Raw genomic sequence first — 14,074 nt, 5'->3', positions numbered from 1 at the left:
CGTCACACGTCTTACTGCGCGACCGCGTAGACACGCGGGGTCAGGGTATCTCCCCGCCGCTCGTGCACCGGATGCGGCTGGCCGTCGGCAGGAATCAAATCGTCGAGCCAGAACGCGCAGTCATTGCGATAGAACATCATGAATCGCCCTTCGTCCTCCTGATAGCGGGCGCGGTGAAACTTGAGGAAGAAATAGTCGTGGTTCAGACCCACGATTTCGATTTTTCCAAGCGCATGCGACATGACATACCGCGCTCTCTTGGCGAGCCCGGACACCCGTTTTTTGGCGGCCTCGATCGTCGCGTACGCCTCGGCGATCGGCACGGTGTACGGACGATTGCCGGCGGTCGGACGACACTGGAAAAAGTAATACGGCGGTACGCCGACAAACGACAGCCTGGCCATCAGCTTCACGAGCGCATCCGGCGTATCGTTGGCCCCCCGGATGATCGGTGTCTGGTTGGCCATGACCACTCCGGCACGGTGCAGAATCTCCAGCCCCAGGCAGGCGGCGTCCGTCAGCTCCTGGACGACGTCAAAATGCGTGATGACATAAATGCGCTTTCGGCGCGTGGAATAGCGCGCCAGCACCGCCGGCAAATCGGGATCATCGATGATCCGATACGGGTTGAATGCCGGGGTTTTGCTTCCGATTCTGATGACGCCCACGTGATCGATCGTACGCAGCTCCCGAATAATCGTCTCGAGCCGTCGTGTCGACAGGGTAAGCGGGTCGCCGCCGGTGAGCAGGACGTTGGTGATCGCTTTGTGTTCGCGGATGTAGTTGATGCTCTCCGTGAAATCCGTGATGCGCTCTTCGCCGGCGTTCATGAAAAGTCGCTTCCGGAAGCAGTACCGGCAGTACCCCGCACAGTTTTCGGCGCAGATCAGCAGCGCCGTGTGCGGATACTTGTGCTGACATCCGGGGGCGACATAGTTGGCGTGCTCGTTGCACGCGTCCAGCTCTCCGTCGACTTCAAGTTCGGTCGGATCGGGAATGATTATGCGCCGGATCGGATCGTCGGGGTCGTTCCAGTCGATCAGGGAGAGATAGTAGTCGTTGGCCCGAAAGCGGTACGCGTCGGTCACGTGGTGAAGCTGCTGTCGTGCCCGCTCATCGAGCCGGTCGACCTGATCGATATCCGTGAAATACCTGATATCTTTCATGGCAACCTCCTTTTCGGCCAGGCGTGAGAATGACACGATGTCTTGCCGCACAGTGTTGGGTTCCGGCGGCCGAATCATTCCGGAACAACGGGGGACAACAAGCAAGTCGTCTAGCGCAGGTACCTTATTATACGTCACGATTGACGCGACACCAAGATTTTTCGACTAAGAAATCCACTATTGTTTGTCTCTTTTTCCGGGCAACAACACAACGAGCCGTATAAGTTACTGAAAATCAGCATGTTTCGACGAAGAGTGACATCCTGCCGTGACACGGTCGTCAGAGTGAAAGATGGTAATGTGTATCGGAATAGCTACGAAGGAGGCGGCGATTGCTCGCTCGGCGCCCCCGTCGCTGCACTGCTCGGGCACCGCAACCTCGCCGTGCGAATGTGGATATCGTTGCTAAAGTCGGTTCATTATTGAGTTTTCCCGGCGAAATTGATATCCTGATGCTGTTGTCCGAAACACTGCGGGCCGGGCAACATTCTCTATATAGAATCTCGAACGCACAATCGTCTGATCATACCTGTACCAAAAGAGGAGTACGCCTATGGCGGCAGAACGCCTGCGCAGCAAGTATGGACTTGATACGCACAACATTCTGAACGTTCGCAAGGAGCACTGGAACCACAACACGCCGCTTCTGTACGAAGACATCATCAAAAACGGTGAAGGATACCTGACGCACCTGGGGCCGATCGTAGTGCGGACGGGACTGCACACCGGACGAGCCGCCAGGGACAAGTTCATTGTCGAGGAGCCGAGCAGCAAGGACCACGTGTGGTGGGGAAAGGTGAACAAGCCGATTTCTCAGCAGGTCTTCGACAACATGTTTCGCCGCTTCCAGGCGTACCTGCAGGATCGCGACGTCTGGATACAGGATTGTTTCGCCGGGTATGATTCGCGCTACCGGCTGCCTATTCGGGTGGTGACGATCCGGGCCTGGCATTCGCTGTTTGCGCGCAACCTGTTCATTCAGGCGAAACCGGAGGAACTCGTCGATCACAAGCCCGAATTCACCATCCTCCACGCTCCGAATTTCCAGGCGATCCCGGAGATCGACGGCACGAACTCCGAAGCGTTCATTCTGTTGAACCTCGCCAAAAAGCTGGTCCTGATCGGTGGAACCAGCTATGCCGGCGAAATCAAAAAATCGATCTTCACCGTGCTGAACTACCTGCTGCCGCTCGACAACGTGCTATCCATGCACTGCAGTGCCAATGTCGGCGAGAAGGGAGATGTCGCGGTTTTCTTCGGTCTGTCCGGCACCGGCAAGACGACCCTTTCCGCGGACCCGAAGCGAAAGCTCATCGGCGACGACGAACACGGATGGAGCAAGGAGGGTGTGTTCAATTTCGAGGGCGGCTGCTACGCGAAAGTGATCCGTCTGTCGAAAGAATCCGAACCGGAAATCTACGAGACGACGCGGAAGTTCGGTACCATCCTCGAAAACGTGGGTTACGATATGATTACCCGCCGGCTCGACCTGGACGATGACAGTCTGACCGAGAACACCCGTGCGGCGTATCCGCTGTCGCATATTCCCAACGCGCTGAAAGAATCCATGGGCGGTCATCCGAAAAACATCGTCATGCTCACGGCCGATGCGTTCGGGGTGTTGCCGCCGATATCGAAGCTGACCCCGGAGCAGGCCATGTACCACTTCATATCGGGATACACGGCCAAGGTAGCGGGGACGGAACGAGGCGTCAGCGAGCCGACAGCGACCTTCTCGGCGTGTTTCGGCGCGCCGTTTATGGTGCTGCACCCGTCGCGGTATGCGGAATTGCTGGCGCAGAAGATCCGCGAACACAAGGTCAACTGCTGGTTGGTCAACACCGGATGGACCGGCGGACCGTACGGCGAAGGACACCGGATGCCGATCAAGCATACGCGCGCACTGCTCAACGCGGCCCTCGAGGGAGCGCTGGATTCGGTCGAGTACCGGACCGACGAATTGTTCGGTCTTCGCGTGCCGACCCGTTGCGAAGGCGTGCCGTCCGACGAGCTCTGGCCCCGGAACACATGGAAGGACAAAAGCGCCTACGACGAGAAGGCGCGCAAGGTGGCGGCCATGTTTGTCGAGAATTTCAAGCAGTTCGAGTCGGAATCCTCGGATCAGATCAAACAGGCCGGTCCCCGGCTCTGATACCGTACGGGGAATTTCATTCCTCAAAGAGAAAGCAGGCCGGTCGAATCGACCGGCCCGCTGTTTTGTGTGGGCTCGTGGCGATTACTTCAGCAGAAGCATCTTTCGAGTCTCCGAGAATTCATTCGACTCGAGGCGATAGAAATAGACGCCGCTGGACAAACTCCGGCCACTCTGGTCGGTCCCCCGCCAGACAAGTCGATGCGTCCCGGCCGGCCAGGTGCGATCGGTGAGCGTGCGAACGGCCTCACCGAGAATGTTGTAGACCACCAGGCGTACCGGGCCGCTGACCGGCAGTGAAAACTCGATCGTCGTGGACGGGTTGAAGGGATTCGGGTAGTTTTGCGCCAGCGCATACTCCATCGGCAGCGCCGGTTCATCCGGATCGCCCGCGCCAAGCGCCGGGAATACGTAAACCTCGCAGCTGTCTTCGTCGCCGAGCGCACCCGGATCGGTCACCTCCAGCCGCAGCCAGCAAACGCCGGCGTAATCGACATCGGCGGTCAGCGTCAGAACCCCGGTGGCGCTGTCGAACGCGACAAAGAGCGAGTCGTTGGTTACACTGAACGTGTAGGTCAGCAGCGTGTCGTCGCTGTCGTCGGTCACCAGCGCAAAAATGTCAAGTGTGGCCGAGTCGTTGGCGTCAAACCCGACGCTGTCCGGAAGATCAACCACCGGCGGAACGGCGGGCAACGCCGTTACCGTGACTGAGACAGTGTCGAGAGCCGAACCGCCGTCGCCGTCCTCCACATCGATCACCAGATCCGCGCTTCCGACAAATCCTCCGGTTGCTGACATGGTAACGATACCCGTGGCGAGTGTCCACGACGCGACCAGAGAATCGTTGCCGGTCGTGAACGTGTACGTCAGCAGGGAATCATCGGTCTCGGCGTCGGATACCGCCGCGAATATGTCAAGCTCGTAGGTCGAATCGGTTCTGAACTCCACGTCTGCCGGCAGACCGGTGATCGCCGGCGGCGTGTTGGAGGCAGTGACGGTAACGGTGGTGGTGTCGGTCGCCGACGCACCGTGCTCGTCGGTTGCCGTCAGGACCAGTTCAACCGCGCCCGTGAAACCGCTCTCGGCGGTCAGCACCAGCACGCCGGCTGCGTTCAGGTCGTACAACAGCGAGTCGTTTGAGACCACGAAATCATACGTCATGTTGGTGTCGCTGGTCCAGTCGTCGCTGACATAGTTCCAGATCAGCAGATATCCGGTTGTGTCGTTTGCGAATTCAAGGGTCGACGGCATGGCGGAGATGACCGGCGCTTCGTTGTCGATCGAATCGGTCACGATCCACAGCCCGTCGGCCGTGAAGTTCGTGTCAAAGATCACGCCGTGCTGTGACAGTCCGAGGATACCGAGGAAGTTGCCCGTCCGGGCGTTGTACGCGCAGACCTTGAAGCTGTCGCCCACACTCGGGATGTATCCGTCGATCAGGTCGATGTCAAGGACTCCGCCGAATCCGGCATTCTCGGTGATATACAGCTGGTCATGCTCGGTGGTTGCGGTCAACCCGGCAATTTCGATATTCAGCTGGGCGTCGGTGTCCATATCGAAATTGTTCGTCTGCATATTGATCCGGCCGGGCGACTCGCCCGGTTCGATGTAACCGTCGAAAGACAACGTGGTCGTATACAGGTTCATCGAACCGGTCCCCGTGACGCGCCCGACTATCGTATTGGTGAACGATCCCTGGTCGATTGTCAGCGTCGCCAGGTTATTCAGGTTGATCTCGCCTGAGTTCGACAGCGTGCCGCCGCCCGCCAGCGTGAACTCCATGGCCGCGTCGCCGACCTCGAGCGTTCCGCTGTTGCTGTGCGCGGCCGCGGACTTGTTTACCACCAGCTTGAGCCCGCTCGATCGAATCGTGCCCTGATTGACGACCTGCGCCGTCAGGTAACGCTCACCGCCGGTAGACTGACCGGCATCCGAGACGATAACGCCGCTGGTGCTGTTGGTGAGTGAACCCGACGAAACCGCCAGCGTGGCTGTCGTGACGTCATTGGCAGCCTCGGAGGTCAACAGGATCGTGCCGTAGTTCGAAAGTCCATTCGAAATAGTCAGCGTCGCGGAACCGAGCGAATTGCCCAGCACGACCGTCGTGTCGCCGATACCGTTGCTGAACGTCCCGCCGATCGTGTTGGTCAGTTCGGCCACGAGCATCCCTTCGTTGACGACGCCGAAACCGACGCTGGAGCCGCCGGCGAAATTCAAATCGCCGCGATTCAGTATCGCTCCGCTGCCCGTTCCATCGGTGCCGCCGAAATACAGCATATTGTCGTTCGTGAGCGTATCGTCAATCAGCAGCGTCGCCTCCCCGAGGTACATGCGCGCCGCGTTGCTGACCGGTCCGGTAACATGAATGGTATCGTTGTCATTGTCGAACCTGCCGGTTCCCGTGATGGAACCGCCCGCGAGCGTCGCCCTCGTGCCGTTAAAAACAAACTGGTACGTGGTATCGATCGCGATGTCGCCGGTGTGTGCGAATTTGTCGCTGACCGTGACATTGCCGCCGGTAAGGGTGATCGAGCCGGCGTTCTCGTGCACCGCGCCGCTCTGCGATATATACAGCGATGCTCCGGTGACGTTTATAGCTCCCGCATTGATCAGCTGGGCCGAGATGTATCGCGACCCCGCCGGAGAACCGGTTCCTGCCGCAGCGGTGATGACGCCGTCGGCGGCGTTGACGAGCGTGTCAGCCAGGTTCAGAAGGCTTACGTACGACGCCTGCCAGCCGGACTGCGTCAGTTCGATCTCGCCGTGGTTCACCCATGAATGGTCGAATGCGACTATGCACCAGTTCGAGGCCGTCGCTTCAGACACCACTTTCGATCCCGGCATCGACACGAATTCGCCCGCAAACTCTCCGTTGATCGTGGCGTGCACTACGCCGTCGTTGATGCACTTCACGTCCACGTCGGAGTTCACCAGTTTGAGCGAATCCAGGTTGACGATCGGTGCGGAGCCGATCAGGTTGGCGTTGACCATGTACAACGTGCCGTCGTTGTATAGCGTATCGGCCAGCGACAGGTTCGTATTCGCGCCGGTGAGTTCGATTCGCCCGTCATTGAGAAACGCCGCATCGAAATATACCTCGGCACTCTGGAATGTGAGCGTCCCCCCGTTGGCAACTCCCGCGGTCGAGATCCAACAGGTATCGCCCGCGAACGCGAGCCCCGCACCGGGATCGGTCGTAATGTCTCCCGTGCTCTCGAACGTCTGGTCGCTGGCGAGCTGGCTGAAACCGATTGTGCCGCCCTGCGCGTACATCATGCCGGAGTTGGTATGCGCGGCGCCGTATGCCATGATGCTCATACCTGTCGACACCGCCGTGATCGTCCCGGCGTTCTGAATCTCCGCTTCAAGCTGGCGGATTGACGCCGAGGAGAAGCTGGCTCCGAGCAGAGCGTTTATCCGGCCCGTCGGTTCGTTTACCAGCGGCTCGTTGGGAACCGTCAGTATGGCGGTTGTCGTGGTAACCGGCCATGACGACGTCATGTCGATCGTGCCTCGGTTGGTGAAAGTACCGGCGACCGTCAGGTCGGCGCTGGCAGTCGGGTTGCCTTCGAGCGTCAGCGTCCCGGTGGTGTCGTTGAGAAACGTCCGGGCGAACGAACACGTGTTGGTCACCAGCATGGTCGCAGCATTGGTGATCTTCAGTTCGATATCGGAATTATCGCAGCTGATAGTTCCGTCGTTCGTGAGAATGAAATCGCCGCTGGTGTGAACGGCGGAACTCTGAAGATCGAGAGCGCCGTTGCTGTCGATATTCAGCGATCCGTTGACCGTCAGCTCCCAGCTGTTGCACAGCAAAGTCTGCGTTCCGCTGTAACCGCCGAGATTGAGACCCTGCACGGTTGCGTTGGTATTCAGCGTGACGAAAAACGTGCCGTCGTAGTTGATGTAGGCAATGTCCGTCGCCGTAGGCGGCGTGCCGGTGTTCCAGTTGGAGCCGACATTCCAAAGGCCTCCCGAAGGATTCATCCAGTAAACGTGGTCCGCCTGAACCGAACCGCCCGTTGCCAGCAGCAGGCAGAGCAGTCCACAGAGCCCGACAATCGAATTTTTAGACAGAAGCATAATCCCGCTCCTCAAGGGTAGCAAATAGGGTTGTTTACACATTGTATGGAGTATATCGGAACATGGAGTCAGTGCTTGACAATAACCGGTCAAAAAAGGAGTCGCGGGCAGACGATACCACGTTGATCGGGTGACTGCGGCCGGATTGGCGCGCAACGGAATATCGGGGCAAATCCGGCGACCGCCAGCGTGCATTATTCCCTTTGCGTACGGACCGGGGAGCGTTATCCTCCCGCCATGTCGTTGTCCGCGAAGCATCCCGGAATCCCGCCGCTTGCCACGCTCGTCCTCGGAGCCGTGCTGATAAGTTTCGCCCCGGTGTTCGTCAAGATGATCGACACCGTCTCGATGGGGCCGACTGCAATTGCTTTCTGGCGAACCCTGATCGGCGGCCTGGCGCTGGTGCCGCTCGCGGCCGCGGCCGGCCGTTCGCTGATCCTCCCGAAAGGACTGTGGAAATTCTCCCTTCTGGCGGGGTTCGTCTTTTTCATCGATCTGTTCGTCTGGCACAAGTCCATACTGTACACTGGCGCCGGAATGGCGACCATTCTGGGCAACACACAGGTCTTTGCGACCTCGCTGCTCGGTGTCCTCATCTTCCACGAACGGCTTACCGCTACCTTCGTCTTTGCCGCTCTGAGCGCCATGGCCGGAGTGGTCCTGCTGGTCGGGGTCGGGGGGGAAGTGGCACTCACGACCCGATATCTCGAGGGTGTGGCCTTCGGCCTCGCGACCGGGATCGCCTATGCGAGCTACCTTATCACGCTGAAGCGCGCGTCGCACCAGCCCCAGCGCCTCGAACCGATCGCCTTCATGGCGTGGACGTCGTTGATATCCTCGGTCTTTCTCGGCGTCGCGGGGGTCATCGAAGGTGATCCTATGATGCCGCCGACCGTGCGCGATTTCGCGGTCGTGAGCGTGCTTGGTATCGTGGTACAGGCAGCCGCGTGGATGATTATCGTCCGGTCGATGGCGCGCCTCGAAGCGTCCCGGACCGGTCTCGTGCTTCTGCTGCAGCCGACCCTGGCCACGGTGTGGGGGATGCTGTTTTTCGCCGAGCGGCTGGGACCGACTCAGCTATTGGGGGCCGCAATCACGCTGGTGGCGATCTATGTCGGCGCCCAGCGGGCCGCGAAAGTGGGCCTGCCCGAGGACAATCGATAAGTCTGCTGCCCTAACAACCATCGTCGGCCATGTTCACCTTCGGACGTGCCGCGATAAGCAATACGGAGAATCCGATGAAAACCCTGCAATTGAAGCCTGCTCGTGGCTACGACCCCAAAACCCAGGGGAAAATCGGCCTGCTGGCCGCCCAGTTGGATGATCAGTTGAGGTCGCTTAAAGTCGACATCAAGCAGATGACCGTCGAGCACCTCGAGTGGCAGATGCGGCCCGGCATGAACACCATTGGCATGCTGCTGGCGCATCTCGCGCTGGCGGAGGTCTGGTGGGTGGCGGTCGCGGCAAACGAGATTCCGTGGGAGCCGAAAGGCAAAAAGATCGTTGTCGACGTGTGCGGGTTCGAAGACGATGGTCTGCCGCTGGCAGCCGATGGCACGCACCCGGAATACCTTCGCGGCTACACGCTCGAACGGTATCTCGCGGTCCTGACCAAAGCCCGCCGGAGAGTGCATCGCGAGCTGAAAACATGGCGCGACCGCGATCTGGACGCCTGTTATGTCACCCCAAAAAAATCGAAGATCTCCTACGGGTGGACGCTGTATCACGTGCTGGAACACTTCTCCGGCCACTACGGTCAGATTCTGCTTCTGAAACATCTCATGCGCGACGCCGGCGTACTCCCCGGGTAGTCGCGAGACGCTCCGGCCTGACACGGAGCCGAGGGTCAGCTCTTTGAGCAATTCACCCGACCCGACGGTTTCTGCGGCAACCTGACCGCACGCGCTGCTGACACGCACCGGCTAAGGATCGTGCGTGGTGTACGTCCTCGTGCACCACGGTTCTCTCCGGAATGCCACGGATCGTGCGTGGTGTATGTCCTCGTGCACCGCGGTTCCCCCCGGATGCCACGGTACGTGCGTGGTGTACGTCCTCGTGCACCACGGTCCCCCTCGGACGCCACGGTACGTTTCACAATCGTTCGCATTAACCTCCTCTCCCTGTTGACAGAATAGATTGAATTGTCGATCATTGACACTGTGCATTGGCTCTCTTGGCCGACAACCCCGTATCCGATCGACCGCGCACCGACAACGTAATCGTTTCGCATGTTGGAGGAATCGTGAAATCAATCGCCGCATTGATCCCGCTGGCACTTCTGATTAGTGCTACGGCGCAGGCCGACCAGTACGTCCCCGGCGTCACCGGCTACGGCGTCAAAATGGGCCTCGACTTTGCCACCATCGGCACCAATATCTCCGAGTTTGAAGGCTACGACAGTTTCGTAGGAGGGGTGATCGGTGTCTTCGTAAACTACGGTCTTTCACCCAAAGTCGCCCTTCAACCCGAGTTGTATTTTACCGGGAAGGGCGCCGGAGGGGAAATCATCGGTGGGCGCAACTGGAGACACCAGTACTTCGAGTTGCCGGTGCTGTTGAAATACTGCTTCTCACCGGACCGAACCGTGAAACCGCATCTGTTCTGCGGACCAGCTATCGCTTTGTTGACCTCGGCCGAATTCCAGTCGAGTATCATTTCTGACGTCCGGGACATGGGCGATGCCTCGAACTCCTTTGATCTTGGCTTTGCGTTTGGCGGCGATTTGACCTATAAGCGATTGGTCTTCGATCTCCGCTACACGATCGGCATGGTCAAAGTGTATGATCCCGACGAGTGGAACGAGATCATGGATTCCGAGAGTCCGTCCGACCTGTACCACATGGCGAGCGACGAACACATCAAAAACCGCAACGTCGCCCTGACTATCGGCTTCCGCCTTTAGTGCCGTCGGGTTTGCGCGCGGTCCGGTGTGATGCTGTCCGGTTGAGGTGCTGTCGGGCGACCCGCCTGACGGCACTGTCGGCCGAGTAGCCCACCCGTCTGGGCTTGTTGAAAAAGCCTATGCGAGTGCTGTCAGGCGACCCCGCCTGACGGCACCGGTTTGCCTGTCTGTAGGTCGCCAAAGCGACACGTCATGACGTTTCGGACTGGTTCCCGCGCGCGAGTGTTCTATAAAAGCCGGCATTTTTCGGATCACCATCGAAGTTGCGGGGAAAGTGCGGGAAAAAACACTCAAAGTGATTGAAAGCGGTAGCGAGTCATAGTAGCTTTGGCATAGCCGATCAAAAGCCACGAATAGCCGAGTAGCCCACCCGTCTCGGGTGGGATTGCTTTTCACTGACCGGCGCTGTCAGTCTGACGTGCTATAATCCGACATGACCAACCTGCGTCACTTCGACAACCTCGGTACGGCCAGATTCGTAACCTTCTCTTGTTTCCGAAACTATCCGTACTTAAGTGATAGTTTTGCGCGCGATATCCTGATTCGAAGCCTGGACCATCTTCGCGTCAAACGCGGCGTGCGGATCATCGCATGGGTCCTGATGCCGGACCACGTTCACCTCGTACTGCTCCCCTCAGATGACACGCGCCTGGGTCATGTGATCGGGTTACTCAAGAGCTGGACATCGCAGCAGATTATGCGCTCACCCGAATCAAGGATACCGGTGCTGAGACGAAACGACGGGAGTCCGGCCGTCTGGGAACGCCGGTGCTTTGATCACAACTGTCGCAATGAGCTGGTCGTGCGGACGAAGGTCGAGTATTGCCACAGTAATCCGGTCAGGCGGGGATTGGTCGAGCATTCGTCGGAATGGCCCTGGTCGAGTTATAATTGGTATCGGGGAGAGGGGCAGATACTGCTTGAGATCGATGGGATGTAGTTGCCATGTACCCACCCCGGAGGGGTGGGCGACTCGATCGGACGAGTGACTCGATTGGGTCTGCGACTCGATTGGGCGAGTGTCTGATGAACCCACCCCGGAGGGGTGGGCGACTCGATCCGAACCTTAGGCTGGAATGTGCATCCTCGGTCTGTTTGAACCAACAAAAAGGCGGCCCCGCTTTTTGCAGGGCCGCCTTTGTGATTCGAGCGTCGTAAATCGCGCTTATCCCACCAGCACCTTTTCCAGCCGTTCGGCCAGGTAGTCGATGTCGGCGTCGGTCAGGACCAGCGGCGGAGAGATGCGGATCGTCTTGCCGTACGAATCGTTCGCCAGCACGCCGATCTCCAGCAGCTTCCGGCAATACTTCATCGCGTCGCCGTCGTTGACCTCGATCCCGATAAACAGCCCGAGCCCGCGCACTTCCTTCACCTTGTCCGAGCGCGAGGCGATCTCGTCGATCCGGGCTTTGAGCTTTTTGCCCATCTCGGCGGCGCGCTGGGGGAGATGCTCGTTTTCGAGCACGTCAAGCGCGGCGTTGCCCGCGACACAGGCCAGCGGATACCCGCCATAGGTGGAACCATCGCGACCGGGCTGAAAGACCAGATCCATCAGCTTGCTGTTGGCCACCGTACACGACAGCGGCACCAGCCCGCCGGAAATCGCCTTGCCGAGCGTGATCGCATCGGGGATGACGTTTTCATGCTCGAAACAGAACATCTTGCCGGTCCGTCCGAGCCCGACCTGGATTTCATCGAAAATGAGAATGATGTCGTTTTTGTCGGCGAGTTCGCGCAGCCCTTTCAGGAAACCCTTTGGCGGAAGATACATGCCGCCTTCGCCCTGACCCGGCTCGATCAGGATACCGCAGGTGTTGGGCGTGATCAGCTTCTCTACCGCGGCCAGATCGCCGTACGGGGCGGTCTTGAATCCGGGCGTCAGCGGCCCGAAACCTTCTTTGTATTTTTTGGTCGGTGAGAAGGAGACCGTCGTGATCATGCGTCCGTGGAAGTTGCGCTCGAAGACGATAATCTCCTGCTTGCCGTCCTCGATGCCCTTCTCTTTCCAACCGTAGTAGCGGGCCAGTTTGACCGCCGTTTCAACCGATTCCACCCCGCCGTTTTTCGGCAGGACTTTGTTGCCGTTGGCGCCGAAACGCGGGCCAAGCTGCGGAACCATGGTGGCCAGACGCTTCAGGAATACGCCGAGACTGTCGGTATAGACCACGTTGGAAATCACCGAGGCATAGTGCCCCTGCAGGGCCTGTACAAGCGCGTTGACAATGTGCGGATGGTGGTGACCCTGGTTGGCCGCCGAGTAGGCCGCAAGGCAATCAAAGAACTTCTTTTCTTCCTGGTTGGTCAACCAGCAGCCTTCGGCCTTGCGCACGACCAGATCAATACGACCGTAATGGTGCGCCCCGAAATTTTTCTCGGCATGAAAGATATCGGAATCGGGCAGCGCCGAAAAACCAAACGGCGCTTTGGTCATGGTGTTGATCGTAGCCATGTCGTCACCCCATTTCAGTCTAAGAGTTCATCGATCAGCAAACCAGCAATCATATATACAATAATCGGCAGGATTGTCAAGTGTTCTCTCTATCGCAGGTGACACCGTAATATTTTCGGTATATAGCATTATATACGAAAAATATTCTGTTCCGTTTCACGGGAAATCGTTGAAAAATCGAGCGTCCGGTCTAATAAAAACCCGTTTTGTCCCGATATATCCGAGTGACCGGGCAGTTCCGACAATTGCTTATGCCGGAGAGTCTTACGTCGCCGTCCGGGGAGTTGTCCACACGACCGATCGGCCCAAAAACAGGCGTGAATTGATCGTTTTGAACAAAAATGGACAAAATAACCTTGCTTTTTCGTCCTGTATGCGTATGTTCCGCGCAAACGGTCTGGACAACACAACGAGGGTGTATGCCGAGGGTTGTTGATAACGTGCAGCTGGGGCCGATGATCTGGAAAATGCGGGTCGAGGTCCCTCGACTGGTCTCGAAAGCCAAAGCCGGACAATTCGTTATCCTGCGCGTCAACGAACAGGGGGAGAGGGTCCCGATGTCTATCGCGGGGCTCGATCGTGACGAAGGACTGCTCACCATCATTTATCAGGTAGTAGGGAAAACCTCGGCCCTGATGACCACCGTTGGGGCCGGCGGAACCATCTCCGACTGCGTCGGACCGCTCGGGATTGCCTCACATGTGGAAAATTGGGGAACCGCGTGCGTGGTCGGCGGCGGGATCGGAATCGCGCCCGTCTATCCGATCGCACAGGCCTACAAAGAAGCCGGTAACCGGGTCATCAGCATAATCGGCGCACGCACGAAAGATCTGCTGTTCTACGAGAAAGAACATCGCGCGGTTGCTGACGAGCTGCACGTGTGCACCGATGACGGTTCGTACGGTCACAAAGGATTCGTTTCCGACGTTCTCGGTTCGATGCTTCGCGACGGGGTGAAAATCGGCATGGTGATGGCGATCGGTCCGGTCCCGATGATGCGCGTGGTCACGAACGTGACGAAAGAATTCGAGGTTCCTACGTGGGTATCGTTGAATCCGCTGATGGTCGACGGTACGGGCATGTGCGGCGGTTGCCGCGTGACTGTCGGCGGTGAAACAAGATTCGCGTGTGTCGACGGTCCGGATTTCGACGGCCACCTCGTGGATTTCGACGTTCTCACGAGCCGGTTGAGCGCATACAAGGACCACGAACGCCGGGCGATGAAAAAGCTCCTCGAAGACCCCAATTGTCGACTGACTAAGGCGGTACGGCAGTTTACATATCCGGGTGAGAAAAAGGCGTGATGACAAGGGTGGATGTGT

Annotated in this window: 9 protein-coding genes; 6 read left to right on the top strand and 3 right to left on the bottom strand. The window is 58.4% G+C overall.

Features of this window, described 5'->3' with window-relative positions; translation table 11 throughout:
- Window positions 1-11: 11 nt before the first annotated feature.
- Window positions 12-1,166, bottom strand: a complete 1,155-nt coding sequence (locus tag RBT76_07080; GenBank protein MDX9857533.1) for a KamA family radical SAM protein — start codon at window positions 1,164-1,166, stop codon at window positions 12-14.
- A 553-nt stretch (window positions 1,167-1,719) separates the two neighbouring features.
- Between RBT76_07080 and RBT76_07075 the strand changes: the two genes are divergently transcribed.
- Window positions 1,720-3,318: a phosphoenolpyruvate carboxykinase gene (locus tag RBT76_07075; protein ID MDX9857532.1), complete on the top strand. Its 1,599-nt coding sequence runs from the start codon at window positions 1,720-1,722 to the stop codon at window positions 3,316-3,318.
- Window positions 3,319-3,402: 84 nt separating this feature from the next.
- Here the strand turns inward: RBT76_07075 and RBT76_07070 are convergent, their stop codons facing one another.
- Window positions 3,403-7,401 (bottom strand): FlgD immunoglobulin-like domain containing protein, encoded by a 3,999-nt coding sequence (locus RBT76_07070; protein MDX9857531.1) that lies wholly within the window; start codon window positions 7,399-7,401, stop codon window positions 3,403-3,405.
- A 237-nt stretch (window positions 7,402-7,638) separates the two neighbouring features.
- Here RBT76_07070 and RBT76_07065 point away from each other — a divergent pair, with 237 nt between their 5' ends.
- The 4 genes from RBT76_07065 (at window position 7,639) to RBT76_07050 (ending at window position 11,243) form a co-directional block, all read left to right on the top strand.
- Entirely contained in the window at window positions 7,639-8,565 is a 927-nt protein-coding gene (locus RBT76_07065) for a DMT family transporter (protein ID MDX9857530.1), read from the top strand.
- A gap of 74 nt (window positions 8,566-8,639) precedes the next feature.
- Window positions 8,640-9,212: a DinB family protein gene (locus RBT76_07060; protein ID MDX9857529.1), complete on the top strand. Its 573-nt coding sequence runs from the start codon at window positions 8,640-8,642 to the stop codon at window positions 9,210-9,212.
- Between the two features lie 431 nt (window positions 9,213-9,643).
- Entirely contained in the window at window positions 9,644-10,303 is a 660-nt protein-coding gene (locus RBT76_07055; protein ID MDX9857528.1) for a porin family protein, read from the top strand.
- 433 nt (window positions 10,304-10,736) lie between these two features.
- Entirely contained in the window at window positions 10,737-11,243 is a 507-nt protein-coding gene (locus tag RBT76_07050; GenBank protein MDX9857527.1) for a transposase, read from the top strand.
- 225 nt (window positions 11,244-11,468) lie between these two features.
- On the opposite strand, the gene RBT76_07045 is transcribed toward RBT76_07050, so the two are convergent.
- Complete coding sequence (locus RBT76_07045) at window positions 11,469-12,752, bottom strand: aspartate aminotransferase family protein (protein MDX9857526.1); 1,284 nt, start codon at window positions 12,750-12,752, stop codon at window positions 11,469-11,471.
- Window positions 12,753-13,171: 419 nt separating this feature from the next.
- Between RBT76_07045 and RBT76_07040 the strand changes: the two genes are divergently transcribed.
- Entirely contained in the window at window positions 13,172-14,056 is an 885-nt protein-coding gene (locus tag RBT76_07040; protein ID MDX9857525.1) for a sulfide/dihydroorotate dehydrogenase-like FAD/NAD-binding protein, read from the top strand.
- Window positions 14,057-14,074 lie beyond the last annotated feature (18 nt).

The sequence above is a fragment of the Candidatus Zixiibacteriota bacterium genome (assembly GCA_034003725.1).
Lineage (GTDB): Bacteria > Zixibacteria > MSB-5A5 > GN15 > FEB-12 > WJMS01.
Note: the sequence above shows the minus strand (reverse complement) of the source record. Positions and strands in the feature narration are given on the sequence as shown.

Coding starts and splice junctions, on each gene's coding strand:
- RBT76_07080 (MDX9857533.1), bottom strand. CDS start 1,166: ATGAAAGATATCAGGTATTTCACGGATATCGATCAGGTCGACCGGCTC.
- RBT76_07075 (MDX9857532.1), top strand. CDS start 1,720: ATGGCGGCAGAACGCCTGCGCAGCAAGTATGGACTTGATACGCACAAC.
- RBT76_07070 (MDX9857531.1), bottom strand. CDS start 7,401: ATGCTTCTGTCTAAAAATTCGATTGTCGGGCTCTGTGGACTGCTCTGC.
- RBT76_07065 (MDX9857530.1), top strand. CDS start 7,639: ATGTCGTTGTCCGCGAAGCATCCCGGAATCCCGCCGCTTGCCACGCTC.
- RBT76_07060 (MDX9857529.1), top strand. CDS start 8,640: ATGAAAACCCTGCAATTGAAGCCTGCTCGTGGCTACGACCCCAAAACC.
- RBT76_07050 (MDX9857527.1), top strand. CDS start 10,737: ATGACCAACCTGCGTCACTTCGACAACCTCGGTACGGCCAGATTCGTA.
- RBT76_07045 (MDX9857526.1), bottom strand. CDS start 12,752: ATGGCTACGATCAACACCATGACCAAAGCGCCGTTTGGTTTTTCGGCG.
- RBT76_07040 (MDX9857525.1), top strand. CDS start 13,172: ATGCCGAGGGTTGTTGATAACGTGCAGCTGGGGCCGATGATCTGGAAA.